The sequence below is a fragment of the Pseudomonas sp. 8BK genome, assembly GCF_902506475.1.
GTDB lineage: Bacteria > Pseudomonadota > Gammaproteobacteria > Pseudomonadales > Pseudomonadaceae > Aquipseudomonas > Aquipseudomonas anguilliseptica.
On the sequence record NZ_LR733252.1, the window covers coordinates 2,539,105 to 2,560,667 of the forward strand.

Consider the following 21,563-nt stretch of genomic DNA (forward strand, 5'->3'; position numbering starts at 1 on the left):
TATGACTGGCCCTGATCGGTCAGATGCCTAGGCACGCCACGGGGGATTTCGTTTGCGACATGCACAGGTCGCAATTGCGCAGAGCCTCGCGACAGCGCGTTGCGGCTTCGCCTGTATGGCAGAGGATGTCGCCCCCGTATCTGCACGCGGGCGTGACCGCGGATACAGTAGAAGCATCCCAAACGGCTTAGCGTTAGCGCTCACAAGGAAGCTCCCATGCCCGATCTCTCGCAACAATTCGCCAGCGACAACTATTCCGGTATCTGCCCGGAAGCCTGGGCAGCCATGGCCGAAGCCAATCAGGGTCACCAGCGAGCGTACGGCGACGACGAGTGGACGGCGCGCGCCGCCGACCATTTCCGCCGCCTGTTTGAAACCGACTGCGAGGTGTTCTTCGCCTTTAACGGCACGGCGGCCAACTCCCTGGCCCTGGCCTCGTTGTGCCAGAGCTACCACAGCGTGATCTGCTCGGAGACCGCCCACGTCGAAACCGACGAATGCGGCGCGCCGGAGTTCTTCTCCAACGGTTCCAAGCTGCTGCTGGCCAAGACCGAGAACGGCAAGCTGACCCCCGAGGCGATCCGCGAAATCGCCCTCAAGCGCCAGGACATCCACTACCCAAAACCGCGCGTTGTCACCCTGACCCAGGCCACAGAAGTCGGCACCGTTTACAGCCCCGATGAAGTGCGCGCGATCAGTGCGGTGTGTCGCGAACTGGGCCTGCACCTGCATATGGACGGCGCACGCTTCTCCAATGCCTGCGCTTTTCTCGGCTGCAGCCCGGCCGACCTGACCTGGAAGGCCGGCGTCGATGTGCTGTGTTTTGGCGGTACCAAAAACGGCATGGCCGTGGGCGAGGCGATCCTGTTCTTCAACAAGGACCTGGCCGAAGATTTCGACTACCGCTGCAAGCAGGCCGGTCAGCTGGCCTCGAAGATGCGTTACCTGTCCGCGCCCTGGGTCGGCATCCTGCAGAACGATGCCTGGCTGAAATACGCCCAGCATGCCAACCGCTGCGCGCAGCTGCTGGCCGAGTTGGTCAACGACATTCCGGGGGTCAGCCTAATGTTCCCGGTGCAGGCCAACGGCGTGTTTTTGCAGATGTCGGAAGCCGCACTGGAAACCCTGCGTGGTCAGGGCTGGCGCTTCTACACCTTTATCGGAGCCGGCGGCGCGCGCTTTATGTGCTCCTGGGACACCGACGAAGCGCGGGTGCGCCAGCTGGCAGGGGATATTCGCCAGGCGATGACAGCAACGAACTAGAACCTGCTCAAGGGCTCGCGAGCTAGAGCCATGCAAGGCAAAAGCAGGTGAGGAAGCGGAGTGTACTTTTGTACATGAGCATTCCGAACCTGCTTTTAACGCAGCAGGGCCGACGTGCAGCAGACCTTGAGCCGGTTCTAGCGCGGCACCAGCGCCGGCAGCAAGGTGCGCGAGATGGCCTCGCGTACATTCGGCAGCAGTGTGGCGCTGCCACCCAGCAACTCCTCCACCAGCCGCCGCAGCGCCACGGCGCGTTCTGGACTTAGCCCGCTGACGGCATGCTCGCACGCCTGCTCGGCAGTGACCCCGGGTGGAATCGACAACCCAAGCGCCACCAGGCGTTCGCGTAGATCCTCCTGATCGATCAGGTCGGCGTGCATCATGGTCAATTCCTCTAGTGGTAGAACGTTAGAGCTGGCTCTTAGCGCAGCACGCCTTCTTCCAGCAATAACTTGAAGATAGCCTCGGCACCGGCCTGTGGCGATACATCCTTGAGCACCTGCCCGCCTCCGCCGGATGCCTTGGCCGTAGCAGCCTTCATCCGCTCGGCCCCGGTCTTGGCCTTGATCACCTTGAGGCGCTTGGGCCGGGGCTTGGCCGGTTGCAGCTGGGCGCTGGCAAACAGCGGATCGGCAACCAATTCCACCTCCTCGGCTGTCAACAGACCACGGCGTGCCGGACCGAAGGCGCTTTGCCGGGCGACGGGCGCAGCATTGTCGACGCTGGCGACAAACGGCAGACGCACCTGCAAGCGCCGGCGCTGACCGCGCGGCAAGGCTTGCAGCACCTGAGCCACGCCATTGCTGACCTGCTCCACCGCCGCCAGCCCGACCACCAGCGGCCAGCCGAGCTGTTCCGCCAGCAGGTAAGGCAGCATGCCGGAGCCTTCGCCAGTTTCCGCCTGACTGCCGGTCAACACCAGCTGCGCGCTGGAGTCGGCCAGGTAGTCGGCCAGCACCGGCAGCGCATCGCTGTACGCCGGTTGTTCGAGAATTTTGATCTGATTAAGGCCCATGCCCAGGTAAGCCCGCAGCGCTTCCTCCTGCGGGTCGCCGGCATGCAGCACCTGCAAGCGCTCACCGGCCAGGCGCAGGCCCAGCTCGACCGCACGGGCGTCCTGCTCGGCGCGGCGCGGTCGCCCGGAGGTTGGATGGGCGCCGACTGAGACCAGCGTAACTACCTGCAAATCAGTCATGGCGCAGCTCCGTAGGGTGGAAGACGCTGTGTTCTTCCACCATGTCGGTGTGGGTAATGGTGGATGGGTGAAGCGTCATCCACCCTACGAATGGGTTAGGCCGCATCACGTGCGCCTCCTTGCCGATAAGCGGCGACGCGCTCGATCAACGCCTGCAGAATGGCGGCGGACTCGCCAATCACCGAAAGATCGGCGCGTTTGATCATGTCGCAGGTTGGGTCGAGGTTGATCGCCACCACCTTGTCGCAGGCACCGATGCCTTGCAGGTGCTGGATCGCCCCGCTTATGCCCACCGCCACATACACCCGCGCAGTGACCCAGATACCGGACGCGCCGACCTGGCGCTCGCGGCCCATAAAGCCATCGTCCACCGCGACGCGTGAGGCTCCTTCGGTCGCCCCCAGCGCGGCGGCCGTTTGATGAAACAACGCCCAGTCCTTCACGCCGTTACCGCCGGAGAGAATAAATTCGGCCTCGGCCATGGTGATCTGCGCAGGGTCGACTGCTACGGCACCCAAATCCTGAATACGTGGCAAGTGGCTGACCAGAGCTTCACTCAGCACCAGCGGCCGCACTTCATGACGGGTCTCGCTGACCGGCTCGGCACACTCAACCGCCGCCAGGATCAAACGCGGCGCGGCCTGCACCAGGTCTTCCCGGCCGGCACCAGCACGCCCACTGGCCATGCCATCGGCCACCTGCCAGACCCGCGTGGCCGGGCGTTCGCCGAGCTTGGCGGCCAGGCGACGGCCCAGCTCTCCGCCACCGCTGCGGCTGTCGGGCAGCAACCAGTGGCGCGGCGACAATTGCCGCTCCAGCGCACCCAACGCCAGCACCCGCGCTTCCGGGGCATAGCCGTCGAAATCGTCACCGGCAAACTGCAGCAGGCGATCGACGCCGTTGCTGTCGAAGGCGCTTTCCTTGTGCTCACCAAAGATCACCGCCACCACCGCGCCGTCGCGACCGGCAAGCTTGTGCGCCAGACCGAGCAGGTCCTTGTCATGGGCGCTCAGGCGGCCGCCAACCATGTCCGGTACCACGGCGATATAGAAAGCCGGTTGCTCGATCACATGCAGTGGCAATTGCACCACGGCACTGGCCGTCGAGCGCTTGGCCGCGCCGCCCTGCTGCGCGCCGGAACGGTCGATGCGTTTAAGTCCGCTGGGGCCGATAAAGCCCACCGCATGCGGGTTCTTACGCAGCACCCCGGCGGCGCTGAGCCAGCTGGCCACCGCCGGCTGCGTGGCGGCATGCAGCGGGTGCAGACGGTTGCGAGCAATCCATTCGGCCCGTGGATCACGGCGGATCAAGTCGCTCATGGGCTTACCTCGGCTGCTTCACGCGGGGCCGGCGCAGGCTGCTTCGCCTCGACCACGCCCTCGATCAATACATCGGCCACCAGCTCGGCAATATCCTTGACCTCCGGGCGCGGGCCGACCACGCCTTCGAGCATCGCGGTGCACTGCGGGCAACCCACGGCGACCAACTCGGCGGCGGTTTCCTTGATATCGACCATGCGCATATCGGGAATCCGCTGCTTGCCAGGGATATCGGTGATCGGCGCACCGCCACCACCGCCGCAGCAACGGGAACGGAAGCCCGAGCGCTGCATTTCCTTCACTTCGATGCCGATGGCATTCAGCACATTGCGCGGTGCTTCGTATTCACCGTTGTAGCGGCCCAGGTAGCAGGGGTCGTGGTAAGTGACCGAGCCGCCTTTGTGCTGGCCGAGGTTGAGTTTCTGGCCGCTGATCAGCTCATCCATATAGGTGCTGTGGTGCAACACTTGATAGCGGCCGCCCAGCTCGCCGTATTCGTTTTTCAGCACATGGAAACTGTGCGGGTCGCAGGTGACGATGCGCTTGAACTGGTACTTGGCCAGGGTGGCAATATTGCGTTTGGCCAGCAGCTGGAAGGTTGCTTCATCGCCCAGACGGCGGGCCACGTCGCCGCTGTCGCGCTCTTCCAGGCCAAGCACAGCGAAGTCGACCTTAGCGGCTTTCAGCACTTTTACAAAGGCGCGCAGGGTGCGCTGGTTACGCATATCGAAGGCGCCGTCGCCAACCCAGAACAACACATCGACCTTCTGTTTGTCGCTCATCAGCGGCAAGTTCAGATCCGCAGCCCAGTTCAGTCGTCCGCCAGGGGCAAAGCCGCCGGGGTTGTCGGTGGCGATCAGGTTGTCCAGCACCTCGGCGCCCTTGTTCGGCGTCGCGCCCTTCTCCAGGGTGAGATGGCGGCGCATATCGACGATGGCGTCGACGTGCTCGATCATCATCGGACACTCCTCGACGCAGGCGCGGCAGGTGGTGCAGGACCACAGCGTTTCGGCATCGACCAGGGCTTTGCCATGCAGATTGACGATGGGCAGGTGTGGGCCGCCGCTGTGCTCGCCCACTGGTTTTCCTGGGTACGGCGAACCGGCGAACTTGGCATCGCTGCCACCGGCCAGGCCAACCACCATGTCCTGAATCAGCTTTTTCGGGTTCAGCGGCTGGCCGGCGGCGAAGGCCGGGCAGGCCGCCTCGCACTTGCCGCACTGCACGCAGGCATCAAAGCCAAGCAGCTGATTCCAGGTGAAATCCGTAGGCTTCTCCACCCCCAGCGGCGCCTTGGGATCGTTCAGGTCGAGCGCTTTCAGCCCGGTAGAACGACCGCCACCGAAGCGTTCGGTACGGCGGTGCCAGGCCAGGTGCAGGGCGCCGGCGAAAGCGTGCTTCATCGGCCCACCCCAGGTCATGCCAAAGAACAGCTCGGACACACCACAGGCCACACCGACGGTTAGCAGCAGCGCCAGCACCCAACCACCAAAGCCGTCCGGCAGGATGCCGGCAACAGGAAGCGTGGCGATAAAGAAGCTGCTGGCAAACATCAGCAGGCTTTTCGGCAGACGCATCCACGGGCCTTTCGACAAGCGTGATGGCGGATCAAGGCGCCGTTTCGCGACAAACAGCGCGCCGCCGAACATCAGCGCGGTCGCCGCCAGCAGAGCGAAGCCGAGGATGCGACTCTGCAGGCCAAAGCCATGCACGACAATCGCCAGCACGGCGGCCAGAACAAAGCCGCCGGCCGTGGCCACGTGGGTGTTGGCGATATATTTGTCGCGCGCCACCACATGGTGCAGATCGACCATATAGCGCCGTGGCATAGCCAGCAGCCCGCCCAACCAGTCGACCTGCGCCGGACGGCCACGGCGCCACATCAGAAAGCGCTTCACCGCGCCGATAACCGCAAGGGCCAGGGCGGCGAAGAGCAGAATGGGGAGGATCGTGTTCAACATTCTTTGGTCTCCTTAAAGGGACCACATAGGGCGACCAATATGATCGTGACCTTGGACATGGTTCCTGTGGGAGGGGCTTTAGCCGCGCCGCTGTTGACCTTGTCGCGGCTAAAGCCCCTCCCACATCGGTTCAGCGTCTGGATCAGAAGTCCTTGCACAACCGCAGCGCGTCGTAGATCGCCGCGTGGGTGTTGCGCTGGGCCACGCAGTCGCCGATGCGGAACAGCAGATAGCCTTCACCCGCCTCGGATAAACAAGGCTGCGGCTGAATGGCAAACAGCGCTTCCACGTCGATCTGGCCCTTGTTGCGCGAGCCGTCCTTGAGCGCGTAGTACAGGCGCTCATCGGGACGCACGCCGTTCTCCACCACCACCTGATCGACCACCCGCTCTTCTTTCGCGCCGGTGTATTCGTTCTCCAGCACCGCCACCAGCTTGTCGCCTTCGCGGTAGACCTTCTCCAGCATCAGGTCGCCGGTCATGATCACTTCTTTCGGATACAGGCTGCGGTAATAGGTCGGGAAGCTGGTGCCGCCAATGGCCACGCCCGGCTTGATGTCGTCGGTGACGATCTCCACCTTGGCGCCCTTCTCGGCGATAAAGTCGGCCACCGACATGCCGGTAAATTCACAGATGGTGTCGTAAACCAGCACGTTATTGCCCGGTGCGACCTTGCCGTCGAGGATGTCCCAGCTGCTGACCACCAGGCCTTCGGCCGCGCCCCAGTGCTCGTTCTGCTCCAGGAACGGATGGCCGCCGTTGGCCAGCACCACGATATCCGGGCGCAGGTCCATGATGCTCGCCTCGTCCGCGCCGGTACCCAGGCGCAGGTCGATATTCAGGCGTGCCAGCTCCAGCTGGAACCAGCGGGTGATGCCGGCCATCTGATCACGTTGCGGCGCTTTGGCCGCCAGGCTGATCTGCCCGCCGAGGCTGTCTTTCTTCTCGAACAGGGTTACGTCATGGCCACGTTCAGCGGCAACGCGTGCGGCTTCCATCCCGGCCGGGCCACCACCGACGATCACCACCTTGCACTTCGGCCCGCTGGTTTTCTCAATGATATGCGGCAGGCCCATATATTCACGGCTGGTCGCGGCATTCTGAATGCACAGCACGTCCAGGCCCTGGTACTGGCGGTCGATGCAGTAGTTGGCACCGACGCACTGCTTGATCTGGTCGACCTGGCCCATCTTGATCTTGGCGATTAGGTGCGGGTCGGCGATATGCGCGCGGGTCATGCCGACCATGTCGACGTAGCCGCCCTCGAGGATGCGCGTGGCCTGGTTCGGGTCCTTGATGTTCTGCGCGTGCAGCACCGGCACCTTGACCACTTCCTTGATCCCGGCCGCCAGGTGCAGGAACGGCTCCGGCGGGTAGCTCATGTTCGGAATGACGTTGGCCAGGGTGTTATGGGTGTCGCAGCCCGAGCCGACGACGCCGATAAAGTCGATCATGCCGGTGGCGTCGTAATAGGCGGCGATCTGCTTCATGTCCTCATGGGACAAGCCATCCGGGTGGAACTCGTCACCGCAGATACGCATACCCACGCAGAAGTCGTCACCAACTTCCTTGCGCACGGCCTTGATCACCTCCAGGCCGAACTTCATGCGGCCCTCGAAGGTGCCGCCCCATTCGTCGGTGCGCTTGTTGACCCGAGGCGACCAGAACTGGTCGATCATATGCTGGTGCACGGCGGACAGTTCAACGCCGTCCAGACCGCCCTCTTTGGCGCGGCGTGCGGCCTGGGCGTAGTTGCCGATCACCCGCCAGATTTCCTCGACCTCGATGGTCTTGCAGGTGGCGCGGTGCACCGGCTCACGGATGCCGGACGGCGACATCAGGGTCGGCCAGTGGAAGCCGTCCCAACGCGAGCGACGGCCCATGTGAGTAATCTGGATCATGATCTTGGCGCCGTGCTTGTGCATGGCGTCGGCGAGATTCTGGAAGTGCGGAATGATCCGGTCGGTGGACAGGTTGACCGAACTCCACCACTGCTGCGGGCTGTCGATGGCCACCACCGAGGAGCCACCGCAGATGGCCAGGCCGATGCCACCCTTGGCCTTCTCTTCGTAGTACTGCACATAGCGCTCAGTGGTCATGCCGCCGTCGGTGGCATACACCTCGGCATGCGCGGTGCTGAGCACGCGGTTGCGGATGGTCAGCTGGCCGATTTGGATCGGCTGGAACATTGCTTCGAAAGCCATTACGGCACCCTCACGGAACTAAGGATTGTGGGAGGCGCTTTAGCGGCGATAGCGGTATGCCCGTCGCGGCTAAAGCCCCTCCCACACAGGGTTGTTTTTAGCGTGGCTTGACCACAAACAGGCCATCGTCGTGGCCCTCTTCGGAGCCGCCATAGACCTGCTCGGCCACGGTGCGAATAGCGCTGCCCTGGGCCTGAAGAATCTGGTCCATGGCACCGGCAAACCAGCCGGTGAACATGTAATCAACCTTGCGCCCGCATTTGCCGTAGACGTAGACAAAGGCCGAGTGTTTGAGGCGAACCGAGCAGGTGCCGGCGGCCAGGTCGATGACTTCGATCTCGAACAGCCCCCAGCCGCGTTGCGACAGGCGCTTCATGTAGTGTTCGAACACCGCCACGCCAGACAGACCGTGGCATTCGGCCTCTTTCTCGCACCAGTGCCAAGCGGACTTGTAGCCGGCCTTGTAGAGAATCTCGGCATAGGCCTCAGCGCCCAGCACCTCTTCGATCCCGATGTGGTTGTTGACGAAGAAATGCCGCGGCACATAGAGCATCGGCAGCGCGTCAGTGGTCCAGACGCCGGTTTCGTCGTCGACCTGGATAGGCATTTCGGGTGCGTGGGTGGCCATGTGTTCAGTGCTCCAGAATTCGTTGTCTTGCATATTTGAAAGGTGCCGATGAATGCCTGTGGAGCCGTAGCGAGCACGCCGAGAGCAAGGAGACCCGCAGCGACAAGCGAGAGCAGTACGCATGTACGGCGAGCTTGTCGCGAGGACGCGACGCAGCTATCGGTGGGCGCAGTAGGCTCCGGAGGTATTCATCACTCGCCCCAGACGTCTTTCAAAACCCGTACCCAGTTCTCGCCCATGATCTTGCGCACCACGCGCTCGGAATGGCCGCGCCCCAGCAGGGTCTCGGTGAGGTTGGGGAATTCGCCCACGGTGCGGATGCCCAGCGGGTTGATGATCTTGCCGAAGTTGGTCAGGCGACGGGCGTAGCCCTTGTCGTGGGTCAGGTACTCGAAGAAGTCCTGGCCGTGGCCCTGGGTGAAGTCGGTGCCGATGCCGATGGCGTCTTCGCCGACGATGTTCATCACGTACTCGATGGCTTCGGCGTAGTCGTCGATGGTCGAGTCGATGCCCTTGGCCAGGAACGGCGCGAACATGGTCACGCCGACAAAGCCGCCGTGGTCGGCGATGAACTTCAGCTCTTCGTCGGACTTGTTGCGCGGGTGCTCCTTCAGGCCGGACGGCAGGCAGTGGGAGTAGGTGACCGGCTTCTTCGATTCGAGGATGACCTCCTCGCTGGTCTTGGAGCCGACGTGCGACAGGTCGCACATGATGCCGACGCGGTTCATCTCGGCGACGATCTCGCGGCCGAAACCGGACAGCCCGCCGTCACGCTCGTAGCAACCGGTGCCGACCAGGTTCTGGGTGTTGTAGCACATCTGCACAATGCCCACGCCGAGCTGCTTGAACACCTCGACGTAACCGATCTGGTCCTCGAACGCGTGGGCGTTCTGGAAGCCGAAAAGGATGCCGGTCTTGCCCTGCTCTTTAGCTTTGCGGATGTCAGCGGTGGTGCGCACCGGCATCACCAGGTCGCTGTTTTCGCGGATCAGCTTCTGGCTGGCGGCGATATTGTTCACCGTGGCCTGAAAGCCTTCCCACACCGACACGGTGCAGTTGGCAGCGGTCAGGCCGCCTTTGCGCATGTCCTCGAACAGGTCGCGGTTCCACTTGGCGATGATCAGCCCGTCAATAACGATGCTGTCGGCGTGTAATTCGGCTGGGCTCATCAGGCAGTCCCCTTTTAGCGGTGTCGCCAAACCCGTTGTTGGCGCTTTGGACTGAGCATATCCCCGGGGGCTCGGGCGACCCGGTGCAAAAACGACTGGGGTATTGCCGAAAGCGTCAAAGCCGGATCGCAGGCAGATATGCGCAGGCCAGAGGGCCGGTACAAGGCAGCGACTACCCGTAGGGTGGGTTAGGCGCGAACCGGAATCAGGCAAATACCACCGATTATCAACGCGCCGTAACCCACCATGACGATCTACCGGCAAACCGCAATGGTGGGTTACGCAGCGCCCGAGTTGCGTGGTGCAGTCAATAACTAGCCCCGGCGCCACTAACCCGCCCTACAAAAGCAGCCTGCATACAGTTCTGATACATCGCCAATAAAAAAAGCCCCTGCCCGGGGGTATCCGACAGAGGCCAAAGTGACCCTTGAGGTGGGTCTCAGTGTGTTGCAGAGGTCGCCGGCCTGCGCCGCGCCGCCAGCAGACCGTAGGCGGTCAGGCCAAGCAGCAGCCACAGGCCTAACGTCATGCCGGCTTACTCTGCGCCGACCTGACGCAGGTACGGCGCCGGCGCCGCGCCAAGGTTGTGCAGCACGCGCTCGCTGTACCAGTCGATAAAGTTGACCACGCCGAACTCGTAGGTCTTCGAGTAGGGGCCGGGCTGGTAAGCGGTGGAGTTGATGCCGCGCTGGTTCTCTTCAGCCAGACGACGGTCCTGGTCGTTGGTGGCGTCCCACACCTGACGCAGTCGCGCCACGTCGTAATCGACGCCTTCCACGGCATCCTTGTGCACCAGCCATTTGGTGGTGACCATGGTTTCCTGCGCGCTGATCGGCCAGACGGTGAAGACGATCATATGATCGCCCATGCAGTGGTTCCACGAATGCGGCAGGTGCAGGATGCGCATCGAGCCGAGGTCCGGATCGGTGATGCGACCCATGAGTTTCTTGCAGCCCTGCTTGCCATCCATGGTCATGGACACGGTGCCCTTGAGCAGCGGCATGCGCACGATGCGGTTGCGCAGGCCGAAGCTGGCATGGGCGTAGGGAATATTGTCCTTGTCCCAGCGAGTGGTGCACTCACTGACCTGATCCTTGAACGCCTGAGTAGCGCGCGGGTCGGTGACGTCATCCCACTCCAGCAGGGTATTCAGCAGTTCCGGGTGCGAACCGTTGCAGTGGTAGCACTCGCGGTTGTTCTCCAGCACCAGCTTCCAGTTGGCTTTTTCCATCAAGGTGGTTTGCACCGCCACCTTGGTGTTTTCCATGTCGTAGGGCTCCATATAGTGAGCCAGGGTGCTGAGGAAATCGTCGATGGCCGGCGGGTTCTCTGCCAGCGAGATAAAGATGTAACCGCCTGCCACCTTGCAGTTGACCGGCTTCAGGCTGTAGTCCTTGAGGTCGAAATCCGCGCCCATTTCGGTACCGGCGAACAGCAGGCGACCGTCCAGCTCGTAGGTCCACTGGTGATAAGGACATACCAGCTTGGCCACCTTGCCCTTGTCGCTGGTGCACAGGCGCGAGCCACGATGACGGCAGACGTTATGGAACGCATGCACTACACCATCGGCGCCACGAATCACCATGATCGGGTTGTCGCCGAGCTGCAAGGTGAGGAAGTTGCCCTTGGCCGGAATCTCGCAGGTCATGCCGGCGATCAACCATTCCTTGTGGAAGATCTCCTGCATGTCGATCTTGAACAGACGTTCGTCGTTATAGAACGGCTGCGGCAGGGAAAAAGTCCGCTCACGGGTCTGCAGCATCTCTGCGGCGGCCTTGCGTGCGGGCTCCAGCGGATCGCCCAGGCTCAGGGTGGAAGTGACGTCCATCGGTAACTCCTCAATGGCTCATCGTCTAGTGCGACGGCCGTAAAAGTGGCTAATACCAGGGTCTGCTAACGCTTCGGCGCGAGTCGCGTTGCCGCGTCAAATGGTGCCAGGCAAGGCGCGGGATGCCGGTAATGGCCATTCCCTTACCAAGTCTCGCAACACCGCCTGGCACCATTTGCCGCGCAACCCGAAAGGGCGTGGTCCGTTTGGCGCAGCACTGCGTTTCTCGGAGCTGATTTGGAACACCAAACTTCGCTCCTCGTGCCTTGTTCTGCACCAAACGGACCTTCGCCGCGACCGCGACGAAGCGTCAGCAGACCCTCTTCACGCAAGGTGGCGTCATTGCCCCGTTCTGCGCCTGCCGATGGCGACTGGATGAAAGAGGAATTCGCTCGTGACCTTTTGCTTCGGCTGGCTGCGAGTGTGGCGCTCGGCGTGGGCGAAACCTTATCTATGGGCGACATGGCCACATCCGTTTCCGACGCGGCAAACCAAGGCCTGAGCGGCAGGTCGCGATAAGCATGTAAATGTCGCTGGCAGATAAATGAGCGTGCCGGCCAGTACGCACAATCCGCCCCATACAAGGCCGATGTCCGGCCGCGCGGAGAGACGTCCATGACGACGAACGACTTCCTCAACCCGGTTACCACGCAGACCTGGAGCAATGGTCGGCATATGGTGCGCTGCGTCAAAGTCATCCAGGAAACCTGGGACGTGCGCACCTTCTGCTTTATGGCCGATCAACCGGTGCTGTACTTCTTCAAACCTGGACAGTTCGTCACCTTGGAGCTGGAGATCGACGGCCAGCCGGTGATGCGCTCCTACACCATTTCCAGCTCCCCTTCGGTGCCCTACAGCTTTTCCATCACCATCAAGCGGGTGCCGGGCGGCAAGGTCTCCAACTGGCTGCACGACAACCTCAATGAAGGCGACGAGCTGCCGGTGCACGGCCCGGTCGGGCTGTTCAACGCCATCGACTTTCCCGCCGAGAAGGTGCTCTACCTCAGCGGCGGGGTTGGCATCACACCTGTGATGTCGATGGCACGCTGGTTCTACGACACCAACGCCAATGTCGACATGGTGTTTGTGCACAGCGCGCGCTCGCCGAAGGACATCATCTACCACCGCGAGCTGGAACATATGGCCGCGCGGATCAACAACTTCAGCCTGCACGTGATCTGCGAGAAACATGGCCTGGGTGAGGCCTGGGCCGGTTATCGCGGCTACCTCAATCAGAAGATGCTGGAGCTGATTGCCCCGGATTATCTGGAGCGGGAGATCTTCTGCTGCGGCCCAACGCCCTATATGAACGCGGTCAAGCGCCTGCTCGAAGCCAACCACTACGACATGAGCCGCTACCACGAAGAATCTTTCGGCGCGACGCCGCCGGAAGTGCGCGCAGAGGTCAAGGAACTGGCTGCCGAAGCCGCCGACGCGCCGGCCGTACCCGCTGCCGAGCAGCATCAAGTGGCATTCACCAGCACCGGCAAGAGCATCCGCGTCGACCCGGGCGAAACCGTCCACGCCGCCGCCGCCAAGCTTGGCCTGCATATTCCAAAGGCGTGCGGCATGGGCATCTGCGGCACCTGCAAGGTGATGAAAACCGCTGGTGAAGTGAGCATGGAGCACAACGGCGGCATTACCGACGAAGATGTCGACGAGGGTTATATCCTCTCCTGCTGCAGCGTGCCGCAGGGTGATGTGGCCATCGAGTATTAAGACCTCTTACAGCAGCACGACACACAGCAAAACGCCGCACCCGCCCTCAAGGCCCGTGTGGCGTTTTTGTTTGGTGCTACCAATCCCGTGGGAGGGGCTTTCGGCTCTGGCATCCTGCTTCGCCCTACCTCCTGCATCCATGCAGTCGTAGCCGCGACGGCTGTAAGCAAAAGCTCGCCGCTAAAGCGCCTCCCATCGATCACTTACAACCTGACACTGGCGAAGGTCGACTCCCCCTGCGCGCGGGTCAACGCGGCCATGGCCGAGGATGGCGAAGGGCGCATCAGGTCTTCCGGCATTGGCAGCAGCGCCACCACATTGCCGCCCTGCTGGCCGGCGCGCTCATCGCGTGGCGGGATGCCAAAGTATTCGCGGTAGCACTTGGAAAAGTGCGGCGTGGAGACAAAACCGCAGACCGAGGCCACTTCGATGATCGACATGCTGGTCTGCTTGAGCAGCTGGCGCGCACGAATCAGGCGCAGCTTGAGGTAGTAGCGCGACGGCGAGCAGTGCAGGTACTTCTGGAACAAGCGCTCCAGCTGGCGGCGCGACACATCGACATACAGCGCCAGCTGATCGAGGTCGATCGGCTCTTCCAGGTTGGCTTCCATCAGCGCGACAATTTCCTGCAACTTCGGCTGGTTGGTACCGAGCATGTGCTTGAGCGGCACGCGCTGGTGATCCTGTTCATTGCGGATGCGCTCGTAGATAAACATCTCGGAAATCGCTGCCGCCAGTTCGCGGCCATGCTCGCGGCCAATGACGTGCAGCATCATGTCCATCGGCGCAGTGCCGCCGGAGCTGGTGTGGCGATTACGGTCAATCGAGAACAGGCGAGTACTGACGCCCGCACGAGGGAAGGCTTCCTGCATCGAGGCCAGGCATTCCCAGTGCACGCTGCAGTCGAAACCGTCGAGCAGCCCGGCCTTGGCCAGCGCCCAGCTGCCAGTACACACCGCACCCAGCTGCGCACCATGGCGGGCCTGACTTTGCAGCCACTGCACATGCTCGCGGGTAACGCTGTGCTGAATGTCCACGCCGCCGCAGACGATTACCGCATCCAGGCGCGGCGCGTTGCTCAGGCCGGCGTCCGGGGTAATCTGCAGGCCATCACTGGCACTGACCGGCAGGCCGCTCTGGCTGAGGGTGTGCCAGCGGTACAACTCCTTGCCGGACAGCTGATTGGCCATCCGCAATGGCTCGACGGCAGACGCCAGGGAAATCAGGGTGAAGTTGTCGAGCAGGAGAAAGCCGATGGACTGCGGAGCACGGCTCTGGGGTTGTGCCCCTTGAGTGAACTGTGACATCAGGTAAACCCTCACGCGAAGCAAAGCACGGTAGTGAGCCCCTCTATGCGGTGGCTCTTTTTATGGTTCTGGGACTGCACAACGCCAGATCGACTACCAGCACAACGCAAAGGCCGTGCCTAAATTGATTGGGCGTTCAATTAAAAATATCGGCTGTTTTCCACGGCTAGTGCCACTAGGCGTTGGCAGGAGCGACAGAAGCATTCTGATTACGACCGCAAGCGCCCAACTGGCGGGCGTTTGAGCATTTCGGTAGCACTGCCAGGCAGGTGCGTTGTCACCCCGCTACGCAGGGTAAAAACACCGCGGTAACGGACCAATGGTCAAGCCGGATTCAGCAGCCTTGCACTGCCCTTTGTCGCCGCGCCGCACATCCACGCACCAAAAATGTGCGCGGCGATCTGAACGTGCGCATCAGCACTCAACAGCGCTAACTGCCAACCCGCCGCGCGAGGTTTCCTTGTACTTGTCATGCATATCGGCGCCGGTGTCGCGCATGGTGCGGATCACCCGATCCAGCGAGATAAAGTGCTGACCGTCGCCGCGCAGGGCCATCTGCGCGGCGTTGATCGCCTTCACCGCGGCAATCGCATTGCGCTCGATACACGGCACCTGCACCAGGCCACCGACCGGGTCGCAGGTCAGACCGAGGTTATGTTCCAGGCCGATCTCGGCGGCGTTTTCCACCTGTTCAGGTGTCGCCCCAAGAATTTCCGCCAACCCCGCCGCCGCCATGGCGCAGGCCGAACCGACCTCGCCCTGACAGCCCACTTCAGCGCCGGAGATGGAGGCGTTCTTCTTGCACAGAATGCCAATCGCCGCCGCTGCCAGCAGGTAATCGACCACATTGGCTTCGCTGACCGCAGGGCTAAAGCGCACGTAATAATGCAGCACCGCGGGGATGATCCCCGCCGCACCATTGGTCGGCGCGGTGACCATGCGCCCGCCAGCGGCGTTTTCCTCATTCACCGCCAGGGCGAACAGGTTGACCCACTCCATGCCGCTGAGGGTGGAGCCGATCACGTTGGGTTTGCTCATTTCCTGCAAGCTGCGGTGCAGCTTGGCAGCGCGGCGTTTAACGTTCAGCCCGCCAGGCAGAATGCCTTCGTGGCGCAGCCCCTGTTCGACACACTCGCGCATGGCCTGCCACAGGCGCATCAGCCCACTGCGGATTTCCGCCTCGCTGCGCCAGGCCTTTTCGTTGGCCATCATCAGTTCGGAAACCCGCAGGTCATTGCGCTGGCACAGCTGCAACAGCTGCTCGGCGCTATTGAAGTCATACGGCAGCACGGTGTGGTCCTGATCCAGCTGACCGCTGGCGGCCTGCTCGGCATCCACCACAAAGCCGCCGCCCACCGAGTAATAGGTGTTCTCGTGCAGCAGGCTGCCATCGGCGGCAAATGCACTGAGGCTCATGGCGTTGGGGTGATAGGGCAGATTCTCGTCGAGCAGCAGCATATCGCGCTGCCAGTCGAAGGCGATGCTGACACGCCCGCCAAGCGGCAACTGGCCGCTGGCCAATAACTCAGCGATGCGCGGTTCGATGCTGCTCGGGTCGACCTGATCCGGCCACTCGCCCATCAGCCCCATGATCACCGCGCGGTCGCTGCCGTGACCAACACCGGTGGCCGACAGCGAACCGTACAGGCGCACCTGCAGCCGTGCCGTGCGCTCCAGCAAGTGCCGCTCGGCCAATGCGCCGCTGAACAGCGCCGCCGCGCGCATCGGCCCAACGGTATGCGAACTGGACGGCCCGATGCCGATCTTGAACAAGTCAAACACGCTGATAGCCACGACTCTCTCCTGCACGACGCTACGTGCAGGCCATGATCAGGATTTCCCCAGCGCACAGTCGCCCCACACCGACTTGCCCATGCCTAAATCCGTCAGCTGGCCATCCATACGGCGGATCGCGGGCGCGAGGCTTTCTATACCTGGGTGCAATCCGGGGAGATCAATGGCTAGGCCGTGATGACCTGCTCCATGCAGTAATTCCCTGTAGGAGCGCGGTTTGCCCCCTCGGATTTCATCCGGGCTACGGGTTCACACTTTCAGGCGGCGCAGCAGCAATTCACGACAGCAGCGTTCTAGTTGCGACTTCACGCATAGGCAGCGGAGGAAATCTGTCGGCATGATCGCCGCGCCCATGGATCGGCCAGCTGCATTCGCCTGCCACCCGTGGCCCGACTGCGCGCTTGCACGCGCGCCCTGTCACTGCAACTGGGAGAGGCTTGATGAAACTGAATATGCGTCGTGGCCTACTGGCGGCCGCCCTGTGCACCCCACTGCTGGCCCAGGCTGCAGAGCCGGCGCAGTGCGGGTTGATTCGCTTCGCCGATGTGGGCTGGACCGACATCACCGTGACCACCGCGGTCACTCGCCAGCTCTTCAGCGAGCTGGGCTACCGCACCCAGGTCAAACGCCTGTCCGTGCCGGACACCTACCAAGCCATGCAGGACGGCAAGATTGATGTGTTCCTCGGCAACTGGATGCCGAGCATGGAAAACGACATCAAACCCTACACCGCCAACGGCTCGGTAAAGACCCTCGGCGCCAACCTCGAAGGTGCCAAGTACACCCTTGCAGTGAATCAGGCCGCCTATGACGGCGGATTGAAGAACTTCGCCGATCTTGCGCGCTTCAGCAAGGAACTTGGCGGCAAACTCTACGGTATCGAGCCCGGCAACGATGGCAACAAGCTGATCCAGTCAATGATCGACAAGAACGCCTTTGGCCTTGCCGGTTTCAGCCTGGTGGAGTCCAGCGAGAACGGCATGCTGGCCCAGGTCAAACGCGCCGAACACCTCAAGCAATGGGTGGTGTTTCTCGGCTGGGCGCCGCACCCGATGAACAACCAGCTGCAGATGCATTATCTGGACGGCGGTGATGAGTTCTTCGGTCCCAACTACGGCGGCGCGACGGTGTACACCAATGTGCGTGCCGGCCTGGCCGAAGAGTGTCCGAACGCCATCCAACTGCTGAAAAACCTGCGCTTCAGCCTGGAGATGGAAAGCTACCTGATGGGCGCCATTCTCAACAAAAACACCAACCCACGGCGCGAGGCCAAAGCCTGGTTGAAGGCTAATCCGCAGGCACGGGCGAATTGGCTGCAAGGCGTAACAAGACTGAACGGTCAATCAATAAAAACCGCCGAAAACCTTGCCGATGGAAATTAATTTGTCATTTTTTTCGAACAGCGCGCAGCCCCCAGCTCATCGCGCCTGTGGCCATTTGAAACGCTGCAAACCACGGCCGCTGTGGCTTGCAGCCTTGGCAACGGAGCAAAAAAGTCTGTTATGGTTTTTAAAGAGTCTGTCGCCGCGCAACACGTCAGAGTCGCAAACCGACAATTGCGACAGGCCGAAGACTATATCGTTGAGTCAGCCGATTTCGTCGCTGTCGCCTTAGCAGGGTCGACAGACCGGGCGCCCACAGCCCCGGACCGAAGAATATATAAGTGCTGGCTCACCACGTGATGGGTGCCAGCCCAACAAGAAATTTCGGATGTACGCGCACCTCGGGTCGAGGTGTGTAAAACCCAAGGATGGGACTTCGTAACACTGCCAGAGGGTTTGGAACGCGGTTTGCAGCACGGCACAGCAAGGTTGACTCGACAGTACGCCCCCATAGCGTCCATTGCCCACAAGGCAACTGGAGCGTTGCAGCGGTTGTGCCTGAGTACCCTGAATGTGTTGCGCGGCAAGGCACGGCCCCGACCCCGGAACCCAGTAAACCCACACAGGCAAGAACAGTCGGCATCACCGTACGTACGCCAGCTGGCGTAGGCGCGGTTCCGCAGCACTGATCTGGATGTCTACTGAAGGGGAATCATCCCATGCAGTCTGGAAAAATCGTCGTCGAAAACCTCTACAAGGTGTTCGGCGCAGAGCCACAAGAAGCCATCGACCTGCTCAAACAGGGCTGGAGCAAGGAACGAATTCTTGCGGAAAAAGGCGCGGTAATCGGCGTCAGCGACGTGTCCTTCAGCGTCGAGGAAGGTGAAATTTTCGTGCTGATGGGTCTCTCCGGCTCCGGCAAATCCACCCTGATCCGCCTGATCAACCGCCTGGTTGAACCCAGCAGCGGCAACGTCTACATCGACGGGCAGAACGTCGCCAAGATGCCCAAGGCGGAGCTGATCGATCTGCGCCGCCGCGACATGAGCATGGTCTTCCAGTCCTTCGCCCTGATGCCTTCGCGCAGTGTGCTGGACAACGCCGCCTTCGGCCTCGAAGTGGCCGGCAAGGGCAAGAAGGAGCGCGAACAGCGCGCCATGCAGGTACTCAAGCAGGTCGGCCTGGACACCTTTGCGCACAAGATGCCGCATGAGCTGTCCGGCGGCATGCAACAGCGCGTCGGCCTGGCCCGCGCCCTGACGGTTGACCCGTCAATGATCATCATGGACGAGGCGTTTTCCGCCCTCGATCCGCTCAAGCGCCGCGAGATGCAGGACGTGCTGCTGGAGCTGCAGAAGACTGATCGCCGCACCATCATCTTCGTCTCCCACGACATCGAAGAGGCCATGCGCATCGGCACCCGCATCGGCATCATGGAAGGCGGCAAGCTGGTTCAGGTCGGCACTCCGCAGGAACTGATCGACAACCCCGCCAATGACTACGTGCGCAACTTCTTCAACACTGTCGACACCAACCGCTACCTCACCGCCGGCCAATTGATGGCCGACAGCGTGCCGATCTACGTGCACAACGGCAAAGCACCGGACGCACAAACGGTCTGCCAGGAGCTGCAGGCGCTGGACAAGCACTACGCCTTTATCGTCGACGAGCAGAACACCTTCCAGGGCTCCATCAGCCTGGAGCGGATCGCCCTGCTGGTCGAGGGCGGCACCACCTGCGGCCTCGACGGCCAGGTGCTCAAGCCAATCCAACCGATCCCCGAAGACCTGCCGCTGGACCAGGTGATTGAACGCCTGGTGGACAACGAAGGGCCGATCCCGGTGGTCGACAGCAATGGCCGCTACAGCGGCGCCATCAGCAAAGGTCGCCTGCTGACCCGCCTGCAGGGAGAGTTCCATGAGTGAGAAACAGCTCGACCTGGGCAGCTGGGTCAATGACGTGGTGCAGCACCTGCTGGACAACTACAGCGATGGCTTCGACAGCATCGGCGCCGTGGTCAACGGCTTTTCCGAAGGCATCGAATGGCTGCTGATGCTGCCGCCAGCCTGGCTGCTGATCGCCATCTTCGTCGGCCTCGGCCTGTGGCGTATCGGCTACAAGTTCGCCATCTTCACCACCGTGGCCTTTGTGCTGATCGTGCTCACCGGCTTCTGGGAACAGACCGTGGTCACCCTCGGCCTGACCTTCTCCGCCACGCTGATCAGCCTGTTACTCGGCATCCCCCTGGGTATCTGGGCAGCGCGCAGTGAGCGGGTAGCGACCATCATCCGGCCGATTCTCGACTTTATGCAAACCATGCCGGCGTTCGTTTACCTGATTCCCGCCGCCATGCTCTTCGGCCTCGGCCGCGTGCCGGGGATCATCGCCACGGTGATCTTCGCCATGCCACCGGCGGTGCGCCTGACCAACCTGGGCATCCGCCAGGTAAATAAAGAGATCATCGAGGCCGGCCAATCCTTCGGCTGCACCCCGCGTCAGCTACTGTTCAAGGTCCAGCTGCCCAACGCCATGCCGTCGATCATGGCCGGGGTCAACCAGACCATCATGATGGCCCTGTCGATGGTGATCATCGCCTCGATGGTTGGCGCAGGCGGCCTGGGCAACGACGTACTGGCGAGTATCCAGCGCCTGGACATCGGCCTCGGTTTCGAAAGCGGCATGGCCGTGGTGTTGCTGGCGATCATTCTCGACCGCATCACGGAAAGTTTCGGTACCCCGCAAACCGCCAAACGCAGCAGTCTGTTCAGTTGGTTCAGCGGCAAGCTTCAACGCCAGTAATCTAAATTTAACCATCACAGGGAATCGCAGATGAAGACGATTAAACAGCTCGCAGGTGTCGGCCTGCTCTCCGTGGCCATGTTGCAAAGCGCCTGGGCGCAGGAGCCGGAGAGTTGCAAAATGGTCCGCTTCGCCGAAATCGGCTGGGCCGACATCGCCGCCACCACCGGTGTCGCCATGACCCTCAGCGAAGGCCTGGGCTATCAGACCCGCAAGATCATGGCCTCCGTGCCCATCGCCTTTACCGGGGTGAAAAGCGGCCAGATCGACGTCTTCCTCGGCTACTGGGCGCCCTCGATGGACGCCGTGATCGAGCCCTTCACCAAGGATGGCGGCGTCAAAGTGCTGCCCAAAGCCAACCTTGAAGGCGCCAAATACACCCTCGCCGTGCCGACCTACGCCGCAGAAGCCGGACTGAAAAGCTTTGCCGACATCGCCAAGTTCAAGGACCAGCTGGGCGGCAAGATCTTCGGCATCGAGCCCGGCAACGACGGCAACCTGCTGATCGACGGCATGATCAAAAGCAACCAGTTCGGCCTCGGCGAATTCAAGATGGTCGAGTCCAGCGAAGCCGGCATGCTCGTTCAGCTGCAACGCGCGGTGAAAAAGCAGGAACCTGCCGTGTTCCTCGGCTGGGCACCGCACCCGATGAACACCCAGTTCGATATCACCTACCTGGAAGGCGGCGATGACGTGTTCGGCCCCGACTACGGCGCCGCCAAGGTCTACACCGTCGTGCCGCCGGATTACGAAGCGCGCTGCGCTAACGTCGGCAAACTGCTGAACAACCTGCAGTTCACCGTGGAAATCGAAAGCCAGCTGATGGAAAAGGTTCTGGAAAAACAGAACCCAACCAAAGTCGCGGCCGACTGGATCAAAGCCAACCCGGCGATCCTCGACCAGTGGCTGGCCGGCGTTACCACCTATGACGGCCAGGACGGCGTTGCAGCGGTGAAGAAACACCTCGGCATGTAAGCCACACCGCGCCGCCCCAGTGATCTGCAGGTGGCGCGGCTAGCTAAAACACCTTGATCAGCACCCGACCTGCGAGGCCAC

16 protein-coding genes are annotated in these 21,563 nt (G+C 62.0%); 6 read left to right on the plus strand and 10 right to left on the minus strand.

What is annotated here, in order from left to right; translation table 11 throughout:
* Positions 1 to 216: 216 nt before the first annotated feature.
* Positions 217 to 1,263, plus strand: coding sequence for a low specificity L-threonine aldolase (locus ACIN8IBEIGE_RS11670; protein ID WP_160014771.1), 1,047 nt, complete (start codon positions 217 to 219; stop codon positions 1,261 to 1,263).
* Positions 1,264 to 1,400: 137 nt separating this feature from the next.
* Here ACIN8IBEIGE_RS11670 and ACIN8IBEIGE_RS11675 read toward each other — a convergent pair whose 3' ends face one another.
* The 8 genes from ACIN8IBEIGE_RS11675 to gbcA all read right to left on the minus strand — a co-directional run bounded on the left by ACIN8IBEIGE_RS11675 (position 1,401) and on the right by gbcA (position 11,566).
* Complete coding sequence (locus ACIN8IBEIGE_RS11675) at positions 1,401 to 1,646, minus strand: hypothetical protein (protein ID WP_090379281.1); 246 nt, start codon at positions 1,644 to 1,646, stop codon at positions 1,401 to 1,403.
* Between the two features lie 38 nt (positions 1,647 to 1,684).
* Positions 1,685 to 2,458, minus strand: a complete 774-nt coding sequence (locus ACIN8IBEIGE_RS11680) for an electron transfer flavoprotein subunit beta (RefSeq protein WP_160014772.1) — start codon at positions 2,456 to 2,458, stop codon at positions 1,685 to 1,687.
* 95 nt (positions 2,459 to 2,553) lie between these two features.
* Entirely contained in the window at positions 2,554 to 3,777 is a 1,224-nt protein-coding gene (locus ACIN8IBEIGE_RS11685; protein ID WP_160014773.1) for an electron transfer flavoprotein subunit alpha/FixB family protein, read from the minus strand.
* Complete coding sequence (dgcB, locus tag ACIN8IBEIGE_RS11690; RefSeq protein ID WP_160014774.1) at positions 3,774 to 5,738, minus strand: dimethylglycine demethylation protein DgcB; 1,965 nt, start codon at positions 5,736 to 5,738, stop codon at positions 3,774 to 3,776. The genes ACIN8IBEIGE_RS11685 and dgcB overlap by 4 nt, the downstream gene beginning before the upstream one ends.
* A gap of 142 nt (positions 5,739 to 5,880) precedes the next feature.
* Positions 5,881 to 7,941, minus strand: coding sequence for a dimethylglycine demethylation protein DgcA (gene dgcA, locus ACIN8IBEIGE_RS11695; protein WP_160014775.1), 2,061 nt, complete (start codon positions 7,939 to 7,941; stop codon positions 5,881 to 5,883).
* 97 nt (positions 7,942 to 8,038) lie between these two features.
* Complete coding sequence (locus tag ACIN8IBEIGE_RS11700) at positions 8,039 to 8,569, minus strand: DUF5943 domain-containing protein (RefSeq protein WP_160014776.1); 531 nt, start codon at positions 8,567 to 8,569, stop codon at positions 8,039 to 8,041.
* Positions 8,570 to 8,760: 191 nt separating this feature from the next.
* Positions 8,761 to 9,738 carry a dipeptidase gene (locus tag ACIN8IBEIGE_RS11705; protein WP_160014777.1) on the minus strand — a complete coding sequence of 326 codons (978 nt, stop codon included), beginning with the start codon at positions 9,736 to 9,738 and terminating at the stop codon, positions 8,761 to 8,763.
* 535 nt (positions 9,739 to 10,273) lie between these two features.
* Complete coding sequence (gbcA, locus tag ACIN8IBEIGE_RS11710) at positions 10,274 to 11,566, minus strand: glycine-betaine demethylase subunit GbcA (protein ID WP_160014778.1); 1,293 nt, start codon at positions 11,564 to 11,566, stop codon at positions 10,274 to 10,276.
* A 615-nt stretch (positions 11,567 to 12,181) separates the two neighbouring features.
* Between gbcA and gbcB the strand changes: the two genes are divergently transcribed.
* Entirely contained in the window at positions 12,182 to 13,285 is a 1,104-nt protein-coding gene (gbcB, locus tag ACIN8IBEIGE_RS11715; protein WP_160014779.1) for a glycine-betaine demethylase subunit GbcB, read from the plus strand.
* A gap of 203 nt (positions 13,286 to 13,488) precedes the next feature.
* Here the strand turns inward: gbcB and ACIN8IBEIGE_RS11720 are convergent, their stop codons facing one another.
* Together ACIN8IBEIGE_RS11720 and ACIN8IBEIGE_RS11725 are read right to left on the minus strand one after the other, a co-directional pair.
* On the minus strand, positions 13,489 to 14,592 hold the full coding sequence (locus ACIN8IBEIGE_RS11720) for a GlxA family transcriptional regulator (protein ID WP_160014780.1): 1,104 nt from the start codon (positions 14,590 to 14,592) through the stop codon (positions 13,489 to 13,491).
* A gap of 414 nt (positions 14,593 to 15,006) precedes the next feature.
* Positions 15,007 to 16,386, minus strand: coding sequence for an L-serine ammonia-lyase (locus ACIN8IBEIGE_RS11725; protein WP_160014781.1), 1,380 nt, complete (start codon positions 16,384 to 16,386; stop codon positions 15,007 to 15,009).
* 440 nt (positions 16,387 to 16,826) lie between these two features.
* Here ACIN8IBEIGE_RS11725 and choX point away from each other — a divergent pair, with 440 nt between their 5' ends.
* From choX to ACIN8IBEIGE_RS11745, 4 genes are all read left to right on the plus strand, one after another.
* The gene (choX, locus tag ACIN8IBEIGE_RS11730; RefSeq protein ID WP_160014782.1) at positions 16,827 to 17,768 is read left to right on the plus strand and encodes a choline ABC transporter substrate-binding protein; all 942 of its coding nucleotides are present in this window, start codon (positions 16,827 to 16,829) and stop codon (positions 17,766 to 17,768) included.
* Between the two features lie 659 nt (positions 17,769 to 18,427).
* Positions 18,428 to 19,633, plus strand: coding sequence for a glycine betaine/L-proline ABC transporter ATP-binding protein (locus ACIN8IBEIGE_RS11735; RefSeq protein ID WP_160014783.1), 1,206 nt, complete (start codon positions 18,428 to 18,430; stop codon positions 19,631 to 19,633).
* Positions 19,626 to 20,507 (plus strand): proline/glycine betaine ABC transporter permease, encoded by an 882-nt coding sequence (locus ACIN8IBEIGE_RS11740; RefSeq protein ID WP_090379315.1) that lies wholly within the window; start codon positions 19,626 to 19,628, stop codon positions 20,505 to 20,507. Before ACIN8IBEIGE_RS11735 ends, ACIN8IBEIGE_RS11740 begins: the two co-directional genes overlap by 8 nt.
* A gap of 30 nt (positions 20,508 to 20,537) precedes the next feature.
* Positions 20,538 to 21,482: a choline ABC transporter substrate-binding protein gene (locus tag ACIN8IBEIGE_RS11745; RefSeq protein ID WP_090379317.1), complete on the plus strand. Its 945-nt coding sequence runs from the start codon at positions 20,538 to 20,540 to the stop codon at positions 21,480 to 21,482.
* The last annotated feature ends 81 nt before the right edge of the window (positions 21,483 to 21,563 follow it).

Excerpts from the sequence above, each read along its gene's own strand:
- ACIN8IBEIGE_RS11740 (WP_090379315.1), top strand. The coding sequence starts at position 19,626 with ATGAGTGAGAAACAGCTCGACCTGGGCAGCTGGGTCAATGACGTGGTG.
- gbcB (WP_160014779.1), top strand. The coding sequence starts at position 12,182 with ATGACGACGAACGACTTCCTCAACCCGGTTACCACGCAGACCTGGAGC.
- ACIN8IBEIGE_RS11705 (WP_160014777.1), bottom strand. The coding sequence starts at position 9,738 with ATGAGCCCAGCCGAATTACACGCCGACAGCATCGTTATTGACGGGCTG.
- dgcA (WP_160014775.1), bottom strand. The coding sequence starts at position 7,941 with ATGGCTTTCGAAGCAATGTTCCAGCCGATCCAAATCGGCCAGCTGACC.
- ACIN8IBEIGE_RS11700 (WP_160014776.1), bottom strand. The coding sequence starts at position 8,569 with ATGGCCACCCACGCACCCGAAATGCCTATCCAGGTCGACGACGAAACC.
- dgcB (WP_160014774.1), bottom strand. The coding sequence starts at position 5,738 with ATGTTGAACACGATCCTCCCCATTCTGCTCTTCGCCGCCCTGGCCCTT.
- ACIN8IBEIGE_RS11680 (WP_160014772.1), bottom strand. The coding sequence starts at position 2,458 with ATGACTGATTTGCAGGTAGTTACGCTGGTCTCAGTCGGCGCCCATCCA.
- ACIN8IBEIGE_RS11735 (WP_160014783.1), top strand. The coding sequence starts at position 18,428 with ATGCAGTCTGGAAAAATCGTCGTCGAAAACCTCTACAAGGTGTTCGGC.
- ACIN8IBEIGE_RS11745 (WP_090379317.1), top strand. The coding sequence starts at position 20,538 with ATGAAGACGATTAAACAGCTCGCAGGTGTCGGCCTGCTCTCCGTGGCC.
- choX (WP_160014782.1), top strand. The coding sequence starts at position 16,827 with ATGAAACTGAATATGCGTCGTGGCCTACTGGCGGCCGCCCTGTGCACC.
- ACIN8IBEIGE_RS11685 (WP_160014773.1), bottom strand. The coding sequence starts at position 3,777 with ATGAGCGACTTGATCCGCCGTGATCCACGGGCCGAATGGATTGCTCGC.
- gbcA (WP_160014778.1), bottom strand. The coding sequence starts at position 11,566 with ATGGACGTCACTTCCACCCTGAGCCTGGGCGATCCGCTGGAGCCCGCA.
- ACIN8IBEIGE_RS11670 (WP_160014771.1), top strand. The coding sequence starts at position 217 with ATGCCCGATCTCTCGCAACAATTCGCCAGCGACAACTATTCCGGTATC.
- ACIN8IBEIGE_RS11720 (WP_160014780.1), bottom strand. The coding sequence starts at position 14,592 with ATGTCACAGTTCACTCAAGGGGCACAACCCCAGAGCCGTGCTCCGCAG.
- ACIN8IBEIGE_RS11675 (WP_090379281.1), bottom strand. The coding sequence starts at position 1,646 with ATGATGCACGCCGACCTGATCGATCAGGAGGATCTACGCGAACGCCTG.